Source organism: Roseovarius autotrophicus (assembly GCF_018069895.1).
GTDB classification, from domain to species: domain Bacteria; phylum Pseudomonadota; class Alphaproteobacteria; order Rhodobacterales; family Rhodobacteraceae; genus Roseovarius; species Roseovarius autotrophicus.
The window spans coordinates 407,145-425,920 of record NZ_JAGQDH010000001.1 but is presented as its reverse complement, the minus strand read 5'-3'; the positions used below and the strand labels follow the sequence as shown (position 1 = coordinate 425,920).

18 protein-coding genes are annotated in these 18,776 nt (G+C 66.1%); 5 read left to right on the top strand and 13 right to left on the bottom strand.

Annotation, left to right across the window (positions count from 1 at the left end):
• Positions 1–43: 43 nt before the first annotated feature.
• Positions 44–940, top strand: a complete 897-nt coding sequence (gene rarD / locus KAK09_RS02170) for an EamA family transporter RarD (protein ID WP_210877183.1) — start codon at positions 44–46, stop codon at positions 938–940.
• Here the strand turns inward: rarD and KAK09_RS02165 are convergent.
• Positions 901–1,452, bottom strand: coding sequence for a TIGR00730 family Rossman fold protein (locus KAK09_RS02165; RefSeq protein WP_210877182.1), 552 nt, complete (start codon positions 1,450–1,452; stop codon positions 901–903). The genes rarD and KAK09_RS02165 overlap by 40 nt on opposite strands.
• 100 nt (positions 1,453–1,552) lie before the next feature.
• Between KAK09_RS02165 and KAK09_RS02160 the strand changes: the two genes are divergently transcribed.
• Entirely contained in the window at positions 1,553–2,848 is a 1,296-nt protein-coding gene (locus KAK09_RS02160) for a LysM peptidoglycan-binding domain-containing protein (RefSeq protein WP_210877181.1), read from the top strand.
• A 32-nt stretch (positions 2,849–2,880) separates the two neighbouring features.
• On the opposite strand, the gene typA is transcribed toward KAK09_RS02160, so the two are convergent.
• Together typA and ssb are read right to left on the bottom strand one after the other, a co-directional pair.
• The gene (gene typA, locus KAK09_RS02155) at positions 2,881–4,701 is read right to left on the bottom strand and encodes a translational GTPase TypA (RefSeq protein WP_210877180.1); all 1,821 of its coding nucleotides are present in this window, start codon (positions 4,699–4,701) and stop codon (positions 2,881–2,883) included.
• Positions 4,702–4,784: 83 nt separating this feature from the next.
• Positions 4,785–5,282, bottom strand: a complete 498-nt coding sequence (gene ssb, locus KAK09_RS02150) for a single-stranded DNA-binding protein (RefSeq protein WP_210877179.1) — start codon at positions 5,280–5,282, stop codon at positions 4,785–4,787.
• Between the two features lie 200 nt (positions 5,283–5,482).
• Here ssb and KAK09_RS02145 point away from each other — a divergent pair, with 200 nt between their 5' ends.
• Positions 5,483–6,076 carry a lytic transglycosylase domain-containing protein gene (locus KAK09_RS02145; RefSeq protein WP_210877178.1) on the top strand — a complete coding sequence of 198 codons (594 nt, stop codon included), beginning with the start codon at positions 5,483–5,485 and terminating at the stop codon, positions 6,074–6,076.
• 6 nt (positions 6,077–6,082) lie between these two features.
• On the opposite strand, the gene KAK09_RS02140 is transcribed toward KAK09_RS02145, so the two are convergent.
• The 3 genes from KAK09_RS02140 to KAK09_RS02130 form a co-directional block, all read right to left on the bottom strand.
• On the bottom strand, positions 6,083–7,738 hold the full coding sequence (locus KAK09_RS02140; RefSeq protein ID WP_210877177.1) for an ABC transporter substrate-binding protein: 1,656 nt from the start codon (positions 7,736–7,738) through the stop codon (positions 6,083–6,085).
• Positions 7,739–7,809: 71 nt separating this feature from the next.
• Entirely contained in the window at positions 7,810–8,616 is an 807-nt protein-coding gene (locus tag KAK09_RS02135) for a helix-turn-helix domain-containing protein (RefSeq protein WP_210877176.1), read from the bottom strand.
• A gap of 93 nt (positions 8,617–8,709) precedes the next feature.
• Complete coding sequence (locus KAK09_RS02130; protein WP_210877175.1) at positions 8,710–9,549, bottom strand: AAA family ATPase; 840 nt, start codon at positions 9,547–9,549, stop codon at positions 8,710–8,712.
• A gap of 157 nt (positions 9,550–9,706) precedes the next feature.
• Between KAK09_RS02130 and dksA the strand changes: the two genes are divergently transcribed.
• Together dksA and KAK09_RS02120 are read left to right on the top strand one after the other, a co-directional pair.
• The gene (gene dksA, locus KAK09_RS02125; protein WP_210877174.1) at positions 9,707–10,162 is read left to right on the top strand and encodes an RNA polymerase-binding protein DksA; all 456 of its coding nucleotides are present in this window, start codon (positions 9,707–9,709) and stop codon (positions 10,160–10,162) included.
• Positions 10,163–10,241: 79 nt separating this feature from the next.
• A complete protein-coding gene (locus KAK09_RS02120) occupies positions 10,242–11,408 on the top strand; it encodes an FAD-dependent oxidoreductase (protein WP_210877173.1) in 1,167 nt (388 codons plus the stop codon).
• A gap of 6 nt (positions 11,409–11,414) precedes the next feature.
• Here the strand turns inward: KAK09_RS02120 and KAK09_RS02115 are convergent, their stop codons facing one another.
• The 7 genes from KAK09_RS02115 to KAK09_RS02085 form a co-directional block, all read right to left on the bottom strand.
• Entirely contained in the window at positions 11,415–11,960 is a 546-nt protein-coding gene (locus KAK09_RS02115) for a pseudouridine synthase (RefSeq protein WP_210877172.1), read from the bottom strand.
• A 38-nt stretch (positions 11,961–11,998) separates the two neighbouring features.
• Positions 11,999–12,607, bottom strand: coding sequence for a rhodanese-like domain-containing protein (locus KAK09_RS02110; RefSeq protein ID WP_210877171.1), 609 nt, complete (start codon positions 12,605–12,607; stop codon positions 11,999–12,001).
• Positions 12,608–12,774: 167 nt separating this feature from the next.
• Positions 12,775–14,286: an anthranilate synthase component I gene (gene trpE, locus KAK09_RS02105; RefSeq protein ID WP_210877170.1), complete on the bottom strand. Its 1,512-nt coding sequence runs from the start codon at positions 14,284–14,286 to the stop codon at positions 12,775–12,777.
• 12 nt (positions 14,287–14,298) lie between these two features.
• Entirely contained in the window at positions 14,299–16,137 is a 1,839-nt protein-coding gene (locus tag KAK09_RS02100) for a peptidyl-prolyl cis-trans isomerase (protein WP_210877169.1), read from the bottom strand.
• A 90-nt stretch (positions 16,138–16,227) separates the two neighbouring features.
• Positions 16,228–16,491: a hypothetical protein gene (locus KAK09_RS02095; RefSeq protein WP_210877168.1), complete on the bottom strand. Its 264-nt coding sequence runs from the start codon at positions 16,489–16,491 to the stop codon at positions 16,228–16,230.
• Positions 16,492–16,620: 129 nt separating this feature from the next.
• A complete protein-coding gene (gene purF, locus KAK09_RS02090; RefSeq protein WP_210877365.1) occupies positions 16,621–18,078 on the bottom strand; it encodes an amidophosphoribosyltransferase in 1,458 nt (485 codons plus the stop codon).
• A 129-nt stretch (positions 18,079–18,207) separates the two neighbouring features.
• Positions 18,208–18,771, bottom strand: a complete 564-nt coding sequence (locus tag KAK09_RS02085; RefSeq protein ID WP_210877167.1) for a CvpA family protein — start codon at positions 18,769–18,771, stop codon at positions 18,208–18,210.
• Positions 18,772–18,776: the final 5 nt, after the last annotated feature.

The window sequence follows — 18,776 nt, the reverse complement described above, 5'->3', positions numbered from 1 at the left end:
ACCGACGATTTCATGCCAGAGGTGGCGCGGGAGGAGGGCGGAGATGCGCGAAGCGACGAAAGGGATCATCGCGATGGTCGCGACCTGCACGGTCTGGGGCCTCTCGGGGATCTACTACAAGCTGCTGGAACATGTGCCGCCCATCGAGATTCTCGCGCATCGCACGCTTTGGTCGCTGATCTTCTTTGCCCTGGTGCTGACGGTCCAGGGCCGCCTCGCTGCGCTCTTCGGGGCTATCGGCACGCGGCGCGCGCTGATGCTGACCGCTCTGGCGGCGCTGATGATCTCGCTCAACTGGTTTGTCTTCATCACCTCGATCCAGATAGGCCGCGCCATGGAGGCCTCGCTTGGCTATTATGTCTTTCCGCTGGTGGCGGTGCTTCTGGGCGCGGTGGTGCTCAAGGAGCGGCTGGGGGGGGCGCAACTTTTGGCGGTGGCCCTGGCGGCGCTGGCGGTGGTGACGCTGTCGCTCGGACTGGGTGTGCCGCCCTGGATCGGGCTGGTCCTGTCGCTGAGCTTTGGGTTATATGGCCTTGTAAAAAAGGGACTTTCAGTCGGACCTGTGGTGTCGGTGACGGCCGAGGTGATGCTTTTGTCCCCCATTGCCATCATTGTGCTCTGGCTGGCACACGCCGATGGCGGCGGGGCATTTGGCGGGTCCTGGCGTGACAGCGGGTTGCTGGCCTTCTCGGGGTTCCTGACCGGCGCGCCGCTGATCCTGTTCAGCTATGCCGCGAAACGGGTCACGCTGGCCACGGTCGGACTGGTGCAATACCTCAATCCGACCCTTCAGTTTCTGGTTGCAACATTCTGGTTTCTGGAACCTTTCAGCCCGTGGCATGGGGTGGCCTTCGGGATGATCTGGGTGGCGCTGGCGATCTACACCACGGCAAGCTGGCGTCAGGACAGGGCCACACGCAGGGCCGTGGTCAGATCCTGAACGGTATCAACGGCTTGCACGAAATTTCTGAGACTTTCATCGGCAAAACCCTGCGCGATCACATGATCCAGGAGAGTCATGAGAGGTGTCCAGTATCCTTCTGTATTCAAAAGAAAAACGGGCTTGTCATGCAAGCCGAGTTGGCGCCAGGTCAGCACCTCGAAGAATTCGTCGAGCGAACCCGCGCCGCCGGGCAGCACGACGACGGCGTGGGAATTCATGAACATGACCTTCTTGCGCTCGTGCATGGTCTCGGTCACGACATAGCGGGTCAGGTCGCGCTTGCCGACCTCGCGGCGCACCAGATGGTCGGGGATGACGCCCATGGTTTCGCCGCCTGCGCCTTGCGCCGCGCGCGCAACCAGACCCATCAGCCCGACATCGCCCGCGCCATAGACAAGTTGCCAGCCATTCTCGGCCAGCATGCGCCCGGTGGCCTCGGCGGCGGCGGAGTAGGCGGGATGAGATCCGGCGCGTGCGCCACAAAAGACACAGACGGCATTTTGTGGCATGGGGAACTCCGGTGTGAAAAGGGTTGCTTTGACCCGTGATACCCTTGTTGATATGCTCCTGCAACCGGGCGCGGAGTCCCGGCTGGGGAAGACGGAAAAGATGAGCAAACTCGGCGGTTTGGGAGCTGGGCCAAGGTTCGGTATCGCGGGCATCGTGGTGGCTGTTGCGGTGGCGCTCGGGGTTTATCTGTCGGGCCAGAGAGGGGTGGAACCGGAGGCGCAGCCGCCACGGGCCGTCGCCCCGGAACCGCAACACGGCACCGGAAGCACCGGGGTGACGGAAACCGGATCGCAGCCCGAGCCTGCCACCACGTCCGAGCCTGCCGCAGCCCTGCCCGAGCCACCCGCCATCGACACGTTCCGGCTGGACGCGGACGGCCAGACGATCGTGGCCGGGCGCGCAACGCCCGGCGGCACGGTCGCGGTTCTTGTGGATGAAGCGCGCGTCGCTCTGGCCGAGGCGGACGGGGCGGGCAAGTTCGTGGCGCTCTTTGCGTTGCCGGCCTCTGACGTGGCGCGCAGCCTGACGCTGGCGCTTTTGCTGCCGGACGGCGACGAACTGCGCGGGCGCGATGAGATCCTGATCGCCCCGACGCCGGCCCCGGTGGCGACGGCCGCCGCTTCGTCCGAGAACGTGGACGAGATCGCATCCGGGGTCGTGGCCGAGAGCGAGGATCCGGCGGCCCGCACGGCACCTGAATCCGCTGCCCCGCAGGACAGGCTGGCCGGGCTCGACCCGGCTGTCGAGACAGAGGCCGACGCCGTGGCGCCCGCAGAGGCCGCGCCATCGCAGGCGCCCCCTGTCACCGCGTCCGAGCCGGACCTGGAGCCGGAGAGCGCCCCTGTCGCGCCCGTCGTGATCCTGTCGGGCGAGGATGGTGTGCGCGTACTTCAGGCCCCCGCCGCGCCAGAGCCTGAGGCACAATCCGTGACGCTCGACTCGATCGGTTATTCCGACGGGGGCGCGGTCGAACTGTCCGGGCGCGCCTCTGTATCCGAAGGTTTTGTGCGTATCTACGTTGACAACCGGCCTGTCACCACCTCGCGCATTCAGGCCGATGGCTCCTGGCGCAGCGACCTGCCGGAGGTGGACAGCGGTGTCTACACGCTGCGCATCGACGAGGTTGGCCCCGCCGGTGACGTTACCTCGCGGATCGAGACCCCCTTCAAGCGTGAGCCGGCGAGCGAGCTTGCCGCGTCCCCCGAGAGCGCCGCGACGCCCGACACGCCGCGCCTGTCGGTTGTCACGGTGCAGCCCGGCTCGACTCTTTGGGCGATCTCTCGGGAAAGATACGGCCAGGGCATTCTCTATCTGCGGGTGTTCGAGGCCAATCGTGACCGGATCCGCAATCCTGACCTGATCTATCCCGGGCAGGTGTTCGAATTGCCGGACTGAAGGCGCCCCCTTTGGCGGGGGCGCCAGCGGCCTCAGCCCTGTTTCGAGGCGCGCTTGCGCTCGTGCGGGTCAAGGTGGCGCTTGCGCAGGCGGATGGCGTTCGGCGTGACCTCGACCAGTTCATCGTCGTTGATATAGGCGATGGCCTCTTCTAGGCTGAGGGTGATCGGCGTGGTCAGGCGCACGGCCTCGTCGGTGCCGGAGGCGCGCACGTTGGTCAGCTTCTTGCCCTTGAGCGGGTTCACCTCAAGGTCGTTCTCGCGGCTGTGCTCGCCTATGATCATGCCGGTATAGACCGGGGCCTGCGCCCCGAGGAAAAGCCGCCCGCGTTCTTCGAGGTTCCACAGCGCATAGGCCACCGCCTCGCCGTTTTCCATCGAGATGAGCACGCCCGCGCGCCGCCCCGGAATGGACCCGCGATGCGGCGCCCAGCCGTGAAAGACGCGGTTGAGCACGCCGGTGCCGCGCGTGTCGGTCAGGAACTCGCCGTGATAGCCGATCAGCCCGCGTGAGGGCACATGGGCGACGATGCGGGTCTTTCCCACGCCAGAGGGTTTCATCTCGACCAGATCGCCCTTGCGCGCGCCGGTGATCTTCTCGATCACCGCGCCGGTATATTCATCGTCCACGTCGATGGTCACCTCTTCGATCGGCTCCAGCCGCTCGCCGTTCTCACCTTCGCGCATGAGCACTTGCGGGCGCGAAATGCTGAGCTCAAACCCCTCGCGGCGCATGTTCTCGATGAGAACGCCCATCTGCAATTCGCCCCGGCCCGCCACCTCGAATGCCTCGCCGCCCGGTGTATCCGTGATCTTGATGGCGACGTTCGATTCGGCCTCTTTCATCAGACGCTCGCGGATTACCCGGCTCTGGACCTTCTTGCCGTCGCGGCCTGCGAGCGGGCTGTCATTGATGCCGAAGGTGACGGTGATGGTCGGCGGATCGATCGGTTGCGCGGCAATCGGGGTATCGACGGCCAGCGCGCAGATGGTATCGGCCACGGTGGCCTTGGACATGCCCGCTATGGACACGATATCGCCCGCGCCGGCCTCTTCGATATCCTGTGAGGACAGGCCGCGAAACGCCTGAATCCGGGTGACGCGGAACTGTTCGATCTTCTGGCCGATGCGCGAGAGCGCCTGCACGGTCTGGCCCACCCGCAAACGGCCCGCTTCGACGCGCCCCGTCAGGATACGCCCGACAAAGGGATCGGCCCCGAGCGTGGTGGCGAGCATGCGGAAATCCTCATCCACATGCCTGAGCTGCCGGGGCGCGGGGACGTGGTTGATGATGAGGTCAAACAGCGCCGAGAGATCCTTGCGCGGGCCGTCAAGCTCGTGATCGGCCCAGCCCTTGATGCCCGAGGCATACATGTGCGGGAAATCGAGCTGATCCTCGTTGGCGCCGAGATTGGCGAAAAGGTCGAAACATTCGTTGAGCGCGCGGTCGGGTTCGGCGGCGGGCTTGTCCACCTTGTTGAGCACCACGATGGGGCGCAGCCCGAGGCGCAGCGCCTTGGAGGTGACGAATTTGGTCTGCGGCATCGGGCCTTCGGCGGCATCGACCAAGAGGACGACGCCATCGACCATGCTCAGGATGCGCTCTACCTCGCCGCCGAAATCGGCGTGGCCGGGGGTATCGACGATGTTGATGCGCGTGGTTTTCCACACGACCGAGGTGGGCTTGGCAAAGATGGTGATGCCGCGCTCGCGCTCGATGTCATTGCTGTCCATGGCGCGCTCATCGACCGCCTGTCCGACGCGGAAGGCGCCGGACTGCTTGAGGAGTTCGTCCACGAGCGTTGTCTTGCCGTGGTCGACATGGGCGATGATGGCGATATTGCGCAGATCCATGGGGCGGTGTCCTGATGCTGTTTCGCCCGCGCCTTAGACGCCGCGGCGCAGAAAGGCCAGAGGCAAAGCCCGCGCGGGCGCCCCTAGAACGGGATTTCGTCATCCATGTCGCGCGCGGGGCGGCTGGCGGGAGCGGGGCCGCCGCCATAATCGCTGCCGTAGTCGCCGCCGCCATAGCCCTGATCCTGACCGCCGGAATAGCCGCCCCCTCCGCTACCGCCCCCTTCGCCACGCCCATCGAGCATCACGAGCGTTCCGTCAAAACCCTGAAGCACCACCTCGGTGGAATAGCGGTCCTGGCCGGACTGATCCTGCCATTTGCGGGTCTGCAACTTGCCCTCGATATAGACCTTTGAGCCCTTGCGCAGATATTGCTCGGCCACGCGCACAAGCCCTTCCTGAAAGATCGCCACAGAGTGCCATTCGGTCCTTTCGCGCCGCTCGCCGGTGTTCTTGTCTTTCCAGGTCTCGGAGGTGGCGATGCGCAGGTTGCACACCTTGCCGCCGTTCTGGAACGTGCGCACCTCGGGATCGCGGCCCAGATTGCCGACGATGATTACCTTGTTGACGGACCCGGCCATGTTTCCCTCCTGCCGCTTGCGGATGTTCCCTGACCGGTTACATCATCGTATCAGGGTGAAGGAAGGGTTAAAATCATCCCCGGACCGGCGATTTCCCGCGTGCACCCTGTAACATGGGCGAAACATGGGTGAAAATGCTCGAGTTTGGGGGGAAAATCCATATGGTTTGCGCGGAAAAACGAGTGTGGGGACAGCAGGACATGCGCGGCATCATTCTGGCGCTTGTTGCGGGGGTTTCGCTGCCCGGGGGCGTTGAGGCCGAGACGCTTTCCACCAAGGGGCGCGTCGGCGTGTTTCAATCGCAGACCCGGGTTCTCGATAGTCGGGCGAGCCAGCAATACAGTAATTCGGTGCGCCTTCAGCCGCAGAATTTCAAGGCGCCGACGATGTGGGATGATCTCGATCCCACGCCGATGTTCCGCAGCGCCTATCGCGGACCCTATCTGGAGATTGCGAAACAGGCAGCGCGGCGCCACAACATTCCCGAGAGCCTGTTTCTGCGTCTGGTTCAGCAGGAATCGGGCTGGCGGGCGGATGCGGTCTCGCACAAGGGCGCGATCGGGCTGGCGCAGCTCATGCCCGGAACGGCACGGATGCTGGGGGTGAACCCGAACGATCCGCGTCAGAACCTCGAAGGGGGCGCGCGCTATCTGGCCGAGCAATACCGCAAGTTCGGCTCGTGGCGGCTGGCGCTGGCGGCCTATAATGCCGGGCCGCAAGCGGTCGAGAAATATGGTGGTGTGCCACCGTTCAAGGAGACGCGGAATTACGTCAGGGTGATCCTGGGGAGTTGAACGCGCTCAGGGCGCAAAGCCGATCCGGTGCAGATGGATTTCATGCGCAGGGTGTTTTTCAGCGTTGAGCACGCGCCCGTTGTGATGGGTGAAGAGTGCGCGCCAGTAGGGCTGCACGATCACGCCTTCCTCGCGCAGGATGGCTTGCAGGCGGGCCATCACCGCGCGCCGCGCATCGGTGTCGATGAGGCCCGAGGCCTCGTCAAGCAGCGTGTCGAATTCCGCATGGCTGAAGCCGGTCTCGTTCCACGCTGCGCCCGAGCGATAGGCGAGGTTCAGCGCCTGCACGTCAAGCGGGCGGTGGTTCCATTGCGTGCCGGAGAAGGGATAGGCGCGCCAGTTGGTCCAGAAACTGGCCCCTGGCACGATGCGCCGCTGCACCCGCAGCCCCGCGTCGCGCAGTTGCGCTGCCACCGCATCGCCGGTGTTGCGCTGCCATTCGTCATCGACGGTCACGAGCTCGTGGCGAAAGCCCAGAAGCCCCGCTTCGGTCACAAGGCGGCGCGCCTCGGCGGGGTCATACGGGGCGGGGCCAAGATCGGCATGGGCGGGGTGCAGGGGGCTGACATGATCGTTTTCGGCCACCGAGCCGCGCCCGTCATGGCCAAGCTCGAGGCAGATCGCATTGTCGATGGCCATCGCGAGCGCGCGGCGCACGCCCCGGCGGGCATAGGGATTGGTGCCCACCATCCGGTCGGTCTGCGTGCCACGAAAGACGATGGTGGCCGCGCTCGGCGTTTCGGTCGCCTGCCAGCCGATCGCGTCCATGGCGGGGATGAAGGTGCCGACGCTTTCATAAAGCAGGTCGATCCTGCCTGCCTCGGCGGCCGCAAGCCAGGTCGAGGGGTTGGTGCCGAGGTCGATGAACTCTACCCGGTCGAGCCACGGCCCGCCGTAAACCGCGCTGCCCCACCAGTCATGGGCGGTGTTGCGTTCGAGGATGCAGCTTTCGCCGACGGTCAGGCTGAGTGGGCGGAACGGACCGGTGCCGATGCCATGGGCAAAGGGATCGCCGCCCTCGTAGCTTGGGTGGGTGATGGCGGCGGGGTAGTCCGAGAAATTGGCAATGAGCGCGATATCGGGAGTGGCGAGGGCCAGATCGACGGTGAGCGGGTCGGGTGTGGTGATCGCCCCGGCGCGCGCGTGGCCCGTAGCGGGGTCAATGAGCCCCACGCATCGCGTGGCCATGGAATTGCCCGGCGCGGTGCTGTCGCACCAGCGCGTGATATTGTGGGCCACGTCGGCGGCGGTGAAGGCGTCGCCATTGTTCCAGCGCACGCCGGGGCGCAGACGGAGCCGGTAGCGGGTGGCGTCTTTGCTGATCTCCCAGCCCTCGAGCAACATGCCGTGAAAGGTGCCGTCGCGGTGGTATTCCACGAGATATTCGAGAAAACCGCGCGTCTGGTTGGCCATCTCGCTCCAGTCATAGGTGCGCGGATCGCGCAGCGCCTTGACGCTTTGCTGGATTCGCAGCGTGCCGCCGCGCACAGGTGTGGCGGCACGGGCGGGCAGGGCAAACCCGCCGAGCAGATGCGCCGCCGCCGCGCCAAGCCCGAGGGCCGTGGCACGGCTGAGAAACTCGCGTCGCCCGAGACGCCCCGCGCGCAGATCACGCACAAGATCGGTTGTCACGGGATGGCGGCGTGGGGCAGGGCGCGTCATGGCAAGGCTCTCGCAGCGGTTCCGTCGTCATTAGACCTTGCCTGCAATACGGGCGCAACCCGTGAGCGGGGTTAAATCGCCAGTCGCGCGGGCGGGCGTGCGCGACAGGCGGCGCGCAATTCCGAAGGGGTCTTCCCGCTATGGTGCACGATGAAGCGCGAGAAATAGGCGGCGCTGCCGAAGCCTAGGCTGGCGGCGATCTCGGCCATGGGGCGCTCGGTGGTCTCGATCAGGTCGCGCGCGGCGTGAAGGCTGCGTTGGGTCAGCAGATCGGCTGCGCTCTGACCCGAGAGCTTGCGGCAGGTGCGGGTGAGATGGGTGGGCGTGATGCCGAGGGTGCGGGCGTGATCCGCCATGCTCTTTCCTTCCCGGTAATGTCGTTCGACCAGCGCGGCATAGGCGCGCACCAGCCGTTCCGGGGCCGAGGGGCGCGTCTCCTCCGGGTGGGTGATGAGGGCGCGGCGCAGCCAGACGCTGATTTGCGCGGCGAGCGCGTCGCGCACCTCCTCCGCGAAGGGGCGCGCGTCGCTCTGCGCACGGCTCATTGCCTCGAAGAGCACGGTCAATTCGTTCTGGCCCGCCACGTCGCGGATGCGCAGATGATGCGGGCGGTCGGGCATGGGGGCGGCACTCTGGCGGGGGATTTCGCATACGAGGCCGAACCCGGTCTTGCCCGGCTCGATGGAGAACATCGTGCCTGTGGGCAGCACGAGCGCGTTATGCACACCAAGCCCGCGCCGCACCCCCTCCACAATGGCAATGCCCTGTCCGCGCGTGATCCAGACAAGGGCATGGCGGGCGCAGGAATGTTGCAGCGAAAGACGCCACTCGCTGCCGCGTGCCCATTGCGCAAGCGTCATCACCGACGCGTGGTCCATCTGCGCTCTCCTTTCCCCGGAAAGATCGCGTCCGAACCATGTCTGACACGGGTTGTCTGCCCTGTCAGGAAAAAACCGCGACATTCCCGGCTGTCATCTCTGCCGTCGCGCCATGAAGGCAAGCCGCTCGAAGAGATGCACATCCTGTTCGTTCTTCAGAAGCGCGCCGTGAAGTTTCGGCAGCGCATCCGCCCCGTCGCGGCGCAGATCCTCGGGCGCGAGATCCTCGGCGAGAAGCAGCCTGAGCCAGTCGAGCACCTCGGAGGTGGAGGGCTTTTTCTTCAGCCCGGGCTGCTCGCGGATCTCGTAGAATTGCGTGAGTGCGGCGGTCAGCAGCGCCTCCTTGATTCCGGGATGATGGACGGCGACGATTCGCTTCATGGTCTCGGGATCGGGGAAGCGGATGTAGTGGAAAAAACACCGCCGCAGGAAGGCATCGGGCAGTTCCTTCTCGTTGTTCGAGGTGATGATGATGACGGGGCGGTGGCGGGCGCGGATTGTCTCGCCGGTTTCGTAGACGTGGAATTCCATCCGGTCGAGTTCCTGCAACAGGTCGTTGGGGAACTCGATATCGGCCTTGTCGATCTCGTCGATGAGCAGCACCACGCGCGCCTCCGAGGCGAATGCCTCCCAGAGCTTGCCGCGGCGGATGTAGTTGCGCACGTCATGCACGCGCGCGTCGCCCAACTGGCTGTCGCGCAGGCGCGAGACGGCATCGTATTCATAAAGGCCCTGCGCCGCGCGCGTGGTCGATTTCACATGCCACTCGATAAGGCGCATCCCCATGGCCTGCGCGACCTGGCGTGCAAGCTCGGTCTTGCCCGTGCCCGGCTCTCCCTTTACCAGAAGCGGGCGTTCGAGCGTCACCGCAGCGTTGACGGCAACGGTCAGGTCGTCGGTGGCCACATAGGCGTCTGTTCCCTCGAATTTCATCAGTGTATCAATCCTTTCGCGCGGCAGGGCGGCGGCTTTCGGGGCGAAACTAGATGGTTCACGGCGTCACATCAATGCCGTGTGATTGGCTAGTGACAATCCCCGGCCCCAAGTGTAGACGGGCGCTCGAGGGCATAGATTGTCTTAGGAGTTCATGATGCCAGATACTGGCCTTGATGAGGGGATCGAGATGAAAGCCGAAGTGTTCTTGCCAGAGGATTACCAGCCGGCAGAGGACGAGCCGTTCATGAACGAGCGGCAGCTTGAATACTTCCGTCGCAAGCTGGTGCGCTGGCGGCTGGAACTGCTCGAAGGCAGCCGAGAGACGATCGTGGCGCTTCAGGACGGCACCCGCGCGATTCCGGATGTGGCTGACCGCGCCAGCGAGGAGACCGACCGCGCGCTGGAACTGCGGACCCGCGACCGCCAGCGCAAGCTGGTCACCAAGATCGACGCGGCGCTGCGCCGGATCGAGGATGGCGAATTCGGCTATTGCGAGAAGACGGGAGAGCCGATCAGCCTCAAGCGTCTTGACGCGCGCCCCATCGCCACGATGACGCTGGAGGCGCAGGAACGCCACGAGCGGCGCGAAAAGGTGCATCGCGACGACTGAGGCGATTGCTTCGGATCGTGGCAAGGATCATTCGCGCCGGGGCCCGTCTCCGGCGCGTGTCGTTTCGGGAAAGGGATGGATGCGGCTCGACGAGATGAAAATCGCCGTGATCGGTGCGGGGATAGGCGGGCTTGCGGTGGCGCGCGCGCTGGCGCTGCGCGGCGCGGACGTGACGGTGTTCGAACAGGCCCCCGAGATCGCCGAGGTGGGCGCAGGGCTTCAGATCAGCCCCAACGGATTTGCCGTGCTCGCGGCGCTCGGGCTGGGGGACGCCTTGCGCTCGGTGCGCGGCGCGGCGGTGCATCTGTGCGATTATCACGGGGGTGAGGTGCTGCGGCTCGATCTCGGGCGGCTGACACGGGCCGAGTATCACTTTGTGCATCGCGCCGACCTGATCGACCTGCTGGCCGAGGGGGCGCGCGCAGCGGGCGCCCGGTTTCGCCTGTTGCAGAAGGTGACGGACGTGGGGCCGGGGGCGCGTCCGCGCGTCGAGACTGCAAGTGGTGCCGCCTTCGAGGCCGATCTGGTGATCGGGGCGGACGGGCTGCATTCGGTGGCGCGCACGGCGCTGAACGGGATCACCGCGCCGTTCTTTACCCGGCAGGTGGCGTGGCGCGCGCTTGTCCCCAATGCGGCGGGGCGCGGCGCGGAGGTGCGCGTGCATATGGGACCGCTGCGCCATGTGGTGAGCTACCCGCTGCGCGAGGGCAGTCTTCTCAACCTTGTGGCGGTGCAGGAACGCGCGGCGTGGACCTCGGAAAGCTGGAGCCAGACCGACGATCCGCAGGCGCTGCGCGCGGCCTTCAACGATTTCGGGGCGGAGGTGCGCGAGATGCTGGCCGCTGTGGAAACGGTGCATCTGTGGGGCCTTTTCCGGCATCCGGTGGCGCGGGTCTGGCAGCGGGGCGGGGTGGCGATTCTGGGCGATGCGGCGCATCCCACCTTGCCCTTCATGGCGCAGGGCGCCTGCATGGCGCTTGAGGATGCCTGGGTCCTGGCCGATGCGCTGAGCCGGGCAGAGACGGTGGAGGCCGGGCTTGCGCGCTATCAGGTGCGGCGGGAGGGGCGCACGCGTCGGGTGGTCGAGGCGGCAAGCCGCAATGCCTGGAAATATCACCTCAGTTTTCCGCCGCTCCGCTGGGCCGCGCATACCGCGTTGCGCGCAGGCGGCGCGCTGGCTCCCGAGCGGATGATCCGGCAATTCGACTGGATATATGCCCATGACGTGACGCGCGAGGCGGCCTGAGCGGGATCAGGCGTCGCGCCATTGCCCCGGAACGAGACCGTCGAGCGTCCAATCCCCGATCCGCCAGCGCACGAGGCGCAGCGTTGGGTGGTCCACATGCGCCGTCATGCGGCGCACCTGCCGGTTGCGTCCCTCTGTGATGGTCAGTTCCAGCCAGCAATCGGGTACCGATTTGCGCCAGCGCACCGGTGGATCGCGCGGCCAGAGAGCGGGCGGATCGATGCGGCGGACGCGGGCGGGGCGGGTGGGACCGTCATTCAACGTGACGCCCTGGCGCAGCGCGTCAAGCGCGGCCTCATCGGGCAGGCCCTCGACCTGCACCAGATAGGTTTTCGCGGTCTTGAAGCGGGGTGAGGCGATGCGCGCCTGTAACTTGCCGTCATCGGTCAGCAGCAGAAGCCCCTCGCTGTCGCGGTCGAGGCGACCGGCGGGATAGACGCGCGGCAGGTCGATGTAATCGGAGAGCGTGGCGCGGGGGCTGTCCGACGTGCCACTGTCGGTGAATTGCGAGAGCACGCCGTAAGGCTTGTTGAAGAGAATGAGGCGGGTCATGCCCGCCTCATGCCTTACCCGCGATGATGCGGCAAGGCTCAGTTATGGCCGGGGCGCAGGCCTTCGCGGATCTTGTAGGTCCAGGGCAGGCCTGCATTGCGCCAGCCGTTGAGGTCGCGCGCGCCGTTCTCGCCCCTGTCGCCCTCGAACCCATCGACGATGTTGTAGAGATCGACGCTTACGCCCGCCGCGGCCAGTTTGGCGATGGCGGTGGCACTGCGCGAACCCGAGCGGCAGGTGACGAGCACAGTGTCGATACCGCGCGCGGCGTCGCTGGCGAGCCAGGCAACGAATTCCTGGATGAAACCGGGGTTGTCCACCATCTTGTAGCTGCCCTTGCTGAACTCGGGCTCAGCGGCGAGGAATTGCGCGGGGATATGGGCGGCGGTGGGCGTGGCATAGCCGATCAGCGCGATCTCGGCGGGGGTGCGCACATCGACGAGCGCGACATTGGGATTGGCTTCGAGGACGCGGGCGGCGTCGGCGGCGGTTATATAGAGTCCGGCGGCGATTTGCTTGGATGCCGGCAGGCTGTCGGCGGCGACCGGATCGGAGAGTGTGAGCGGTTCGGCGACAAGGGCCATGGGCGAAAGGGCAAGGCCGAGGGCCAGAAGCGCTGTGGCGGCGCGGCGGGGCAGGGCGGTCATGGCGTGTCTCCTGATATATTCCCTAGTTGGAATATATATTCACCCAAGCTTTGGTGCCTTGACATGGATCAAGGGTGCCGGGGGATCTCCGCTACCAATCGTGCGAAAAAATTCTTCTTCCGAAGAATTTTCTGGCGAGAATTTCAGGATGAAATTCTCGCGCCCCCTCAGCCGTTGCCGCTGCCGTCGAACCGCGCCGCATCCGCTGCCGCGCGGCGGATGGCGTTGGATTTGTGGACGGTTTCCATATATTCGGCCTCGGGGTCGCTGTCATAGACCACGCCGCCACCGGCCTGAATATAGAGCTTGTCTTCCTTCACCACCGCCGTGCGCAGCGCGATGCACACATCCATGTCGCCGCCCGCGCTGAAATAGCCCACGCCGCCGCCATAGACGCCGCGTTTTTCCGGCTCCAACTCGTCGATGATCTGCATGGCACGCACCTTGGGCGCGCCCGAGACGGTGCCCGCGGGCAGACCGGCCAGCAGCGCCGAGAGCGCGTCATGCTCCGGTGCCAACTCGCCCACCACATTCGAGACGATGTGCATGACGTGGCTGTAGCGTTCGATGATGAACTGCTCGGTCGGGCGTACGGTTCCGATCTTGCAGACGCGGCCCGCATCATTGCGGCCCAGATCGAGCAGCATCAGGTGCTCGGCCAGTTCCTTCTGGTCGGCCAGCAAATCGGCCTCGAACGCGCGGTCCTCCTCAGGGGTGGCGCCGCGCGGGCGGGTGCCTGCGATGGGGCGGATCGTCACCTCTTGCCCGAAGACGCGGACGAGGATTTCGGGGCTGGCGCCGATCACCTGGAACCCGCCGAAATTGAAATAGAACATGAAGGGCGACGGGTTGGTGCGCCGCAAGCTGCGGTAGAGCGCGAAGGGCGGGCGGTGAAAGGGCTGTGTCCAGCGTTGCGAGGGCACCACCTGAAAGATGTCGCCCGCACGGATATAGTCGCGGGCCTTTTCCACGGCGGCCTTGTAGTCCTCGCGGGTGAAGTTCGACACCGGCGCCGCGTCCTCATGGGCCGCGCCGAGACTGCGGCTGGCCTGCGGGAGGGCGCGGTCGAGATCGCGCACCGCGTCCATCACCCGTTCGGCGGCCTGCGCATAGGCCGCGCGTGCCGATTGGCCCGATCCCGCCCAGGCCGGGGCCACGACGATCACCTCGCCCTTGACCCCGTCGAGTACGGCCACGACCGAGGGCCTTATCATCACCGCGTCCGGCAGGCCGAGCGTGTCGGGCGGCATGTCGGGCAGGTGTTCCACCAGGCGGATCATGTCATAGCCGAGATAGCCGAAAAGCCCGGCACTTGCGGCGGGCAGGTCTTCGGGCAGTTTGATGCGGCTCTCGGCAATGAGCGCGCGGAGGTTGGTGAGCGGGTCGCAATCCTGCGCTGCGAAGGCGTCCGGGTCGAAGCGGGCGGCGCGGTTGATGCGGCTTGTCTGCCCGTGGCACTGCCAGATCACATCGGGTTTCATGCCGATGATCGAATAGCGGCCGCGCACCTCGCCGCCGGTGACCGATTCCAGCAGGAAGGCGTCGCGCGCAGCACCCGTCAGCTTGAGCATGAGCGACACAGGCGTATCGAGATCGGCGGCAAGGCGCGTGTACACCACCTGGTTCTCGCCCGCCTCATAGGCGCGGGCGAAGCTGTCGTAATCGGGCGTCAGGTCCAAGGCGGGCAGTCCTCAGTTGAAATTCGCGTGAACGGCGTTGAGCGCTGCCTGATCGAGCGAGACGCCCGCACGGGCGCGGATATCATCCGCGAGAAGCTGGAACAGATCCTGCCCGAGATCGCCGGTCACCTGATCCGCCAGGGCCGTCGCGATCGTGGTCAGGTCGGGATCGTTCTCGGGTGGCGGGGCGATGCTGTCGAGCCGCAGGATGAAGAGGCGGCCGTTGCCGTCGATCATGTGCACCTCACCCTCGTCCATCCCGAACACTGTTTCGATGAAGGACGCAGGCGCGTCGGTGCGATAGTCGCGGCGGGTAAGGTCCGTCACTTCGGTGGTCGCGAGGCCGTGATCGGCAAAGCTGGCCCCGTCGCGCAACGCCTCGATCGCCGGGGCGGCCTGCTCTCTGAGCGCGGCCACCGTGGCCTCGGCGCGCCACCCGGCGAGCACCGCGTCGCGCACATCGTCGAGAGGCTGGATGCGCGGGGCCTCGATGCCTTCGAGACGCAGCGCGAATACGCCGCCATCCTCAAGCTGGTTCACCCTGGGATAACCGCCCTCGCGCGCCTCCTGAGCGGCGCGGCGGAAGGCGGGGTAGCCGGCGATCCCGTCGGTCATGCCCGGATGCCAGGCGATCTCGCCCTGAACCAGGTCGGTTTCGCGGGCCAGATCCTCGAGCGAGGCCCCCCCTGCGAGCAGGTCGTCGGCGGTCTCGCCCAGACGGTCGATGACGCGGCGCGCGCGGTCGAGGGCCAGTGCGTCGCGCAGATCGGTCCGGGCATCCTCGAACGGGGTGCTCTGGGCGACGAGCACGGCATTGACGCGGAAAAGCGCGGGGCCGATGCTGGTTTGGATCGGGCCTACGACCTCGCCCACAGGGGCTGCAAACACGGCGGCGGCGGCGGCGCCAAGGTCATCGACAGTGACATCGCCAAGGTCGATATCGGCCATGTCGAGGCCACGCTCGGCCACCAGCATTTCCAGGCGGATGCCTTCGGCGATGCGGTCCATCGCGCGGGTGGCGGCGGCCTCGTCGGCAAAGACCAGACGTTCGACAAGGCGGCGCTCGGGCAGGTTGAATTCCTCGGCGCGCTCTTCATAGGCGGCGCGGAGCGCGTCATCGTCCACCTCGACGGTGTCGATCAGCATTTCGGGGGTCACCCAGGCATAGGTCAGGCGACGGGCCTCCGGGGTGGTGAACCGAGCCTTGTGCGTCTCGTGATAGGCGCGCAAATCGTCCTCGGAAGGCTCGGGCAGGCCGGTCGCAAGATCGCTGCGCGAGAGTGTGGCGAAGCTCAGGCTGCGTCGTTCGCCGAGCCAGTCGATCATCGCCTCGGTATGGGCGGCAGGCGCGCGCAAGCCGGCAAGGGCCGCCGCCTGCACCAGCGTCGAGGCGGTTTCGGCGCGGATGCTCTGTTCGAACTGCGCCTCGTTCAGCCCCGATTGTTGCAGGGCAAAGCGATAGGCCTGTCGATCGAAGCTGCCGTCAAGGCCCTGGAAGGCGGGAATCGAGAGGATCTCTCCGCGAAGGATTTCGTCGCCCACGGAAATGCCCAGGGCGCCCGCCTCGTGTTCGAGCGCCGCGCGGGCGACAAGCTGCGCGAGCACGCGCTGGTCAAGACCGGCCTCGCGGGCCTGGGCGAAGCTTGCCGGCGCGCCGCGTTGCGCGGCAAGGGCGTTCATCTCGTTGCGCAGCGCGCGGGCATAGGTGTTCACGTCGATCTTGGCATCGCCGACACTGCCGACGCTGCGCACGGTGCCGCCGAGATTGGTAACCCCGAACCCGGCAAGCCCGATGACGAGCAGCCCCATCAGAACCCACATCGCGCCCCTGGAAATGCCCTTGCCTGCCATGCGTGTCCTCGCTCTTGATCGACGCCGGGGCATCGCGCCCCTCCGCGGACCTGTCTATGCGGTGAGGGGGGACGGGGCAAGGGTGTGCGCTCAGCTGCGGGGCATTTCGAGCCGATGCGCGCGCCCCCGCGTGGCGAGGATCACCACCCCCTCGCCGATGGCGGCGACGGTGGCGTTGCCGATCTGCGCGCCGGTCTCGACCGAGCGGATCTTGCCGTTGTCGAGCCGCAGCAGGGCGCGCGCGGTATCGGGGCCGTGCATCGTGCCGAGAAGAACGAGCCCGCCTGGGGGCAGGGCGTTCTGCTGGGTGGCCGCCGCATGGATCGCGGCGGGGATTTCGGGCTGTTCGGACATGATGCGCCTTCGTGACGTGATGTGACAGGCCATCTAGTCAGACGCACAGGCCGTGGAAAGGGGGGATGCTGCGATGCGGCGTAATTCCGCCGGGACCGTGCGTTCATCCGCCCTTGCGCGCGATCATGCCTACTCGGCAGCGGTCTTGAGGGCAAAGCCCTTTTCGATCATGTCCGAGGGGGCAACCGGGTAGTCACCCGAGAAACACGCATCGCAATATTGCGGGCAGGCCGCATTGCGCCCGCTGGCCTGTCCGACGGCGCGGTATAGCCCGTCGAGCGTGATGAACTTGAGACTGTCCACGGCCAGATGTTCGCGCATCTCCTCTTCGGACATGGTGGCGGCCAGGAGCTTTTCACGCTGCGGTGTGTCCACCCCGTAAAAACAGGGCCAGGCGGTCGGCGGCGAGGCGATGCGGAAATGCACCTCGGCCGCGCCGGCATCGAGGATCATTTCCTTGATCTTGCGGCTGGTGGTGCCGCGCACCACGCTGTCATCGACAAGGACCACCCGCTTGCCCTTGATCAGGGCGCGGTTGACGTTGAGTTTCAATCGCACGCCCATGTTGCGGATCTGCTCGGTCGGCTCGATGAAGGTGCGGCCCATGTATTGATTGCGGATGATCCCCATGGCGAAGGGAATGCCCGATTCGTGGCTGAAGCCGATGGCGGCGGGGGTGCCGCTGTCGGGCACGGGGCAGACGAGATCGGCATCGACGGGGGCCTCGCGCGCCAGTTCCACGCCGATCTGGTGGCGCGTCTCATAGACCGAGCGCCCGCCGATGAGCGAATCGGGGCGCGAGAAATAGACATGCTCGAAGATGCAGAACTTGGACGGTTGGCGGCGGAAGGGGAAATGGCTCTCGACGCCGCTCTTGGCGGAAATCACCACCATTTCGCCCGGTTCGATCTCTCTCACAAGGCGCGCGCCGATGATGTCGAGCGCGCAGGTCTCGGAACTCAGCACCCAGCCATCGCCCAACTGCCCCAGCACCAGCGGGCGCACACCCAGCGGATCGCGCACGCCGATCAGCTTGGAGCGGGTCATGGCCACGATCGAGAACGCCCCTTCGACCCGGCGCAGCGCATCTTCCATCCGCTCGGGGATGTTGCGTTGCAAGGAGCGGGCCATGAGGTGAATGATGCACTCGCTGTCCGAGCCGGACTGGAAAATCGAGCCGCGCTCGATCAGTTCGCGGCGCAGCGCATCGGCATTGGTGATGTTGCCGTTATGGGCAATGGCCGCGCCGCCCATGGAGAACTCGCCGAAGAAGGGCTGCACGTCGCGGATCGCGGCGCCCTTGGAGCCGGCGGTGGAATAGCGCACATGGCCGATGGCCAGCGGCCCCGGCAGGCTTTCCATCAGCGAGGCGCGGGTGAAGTTGTCGCGCACATAGCCGAAGCGGCGCACCGAGTTGAACCCCTGTTCGGAATCATGGCTGACGATGCCGCCGGCCTCCTGCCCGCGATGTTGCAGCGCGTGCAGGCCGAGGGCGACGAAATTGGCGGCATCGGTCAGGCCGATCACGCCGAATATGCCGCATTCCTCCCGCAGCTTGTCATCGTCGAACGGGTGGGCGGGGGGCATCTGGGGGGACAAGGGCGGTCTCCGAATCCGTGCTGTTCGCTTGGGCCCTCTCATACGCGCTTGGGTGGCCCATGTCACGAAACTATCATGATCCCTGGCGGGCGCGCGCACCTTGGGCCGCGGCGGATGTCAGAGAGCGGTGCTGTCGCAGGCGCCGACAAGCTGCTCATACTGGCGGGTGATCCAGCCGAGCGCCTGTTCGGGGTCGCGCCCCTCGATCGCGCCGGTCAGTTGCGCGAAGATCCGTGCCGACCGGCTATCGTCAATCATGGCGATGGCTTGTGTGCTTACCACCGTGTCGTAGACGAAATAGGCGATGGCGATCAGAAGCACGCCGCGCGCCACGCCAAACACGAAACCGAGGCCCTGATCGATCCCGCCAAGCGCCGAGCGTTGCACCAGCGAGGAAAACAGCGGCGTAATCAGAGAGGCGACGATGAGCGCCACGGCAAAAACCGCGGCGAACGCCCCGATCATCGACAATTCGCAGCTGTCGGCGATGAATTCGCCCACCACGGGGATTTCCTTGACCAGCGGCTCGACCTGCGGCGCGAAGACGAAGGCCGCAAAGCCCGCCACAACCCAGCCCGCGATGGCGAGAGACTCGCGCACGAAGCCGCGCGAATAGGCCAGAAGCGCCGAGAGCACTATGAACAGTGCCACGACCCCGTCGATGATGGTAAACCCTTCCATGGTCC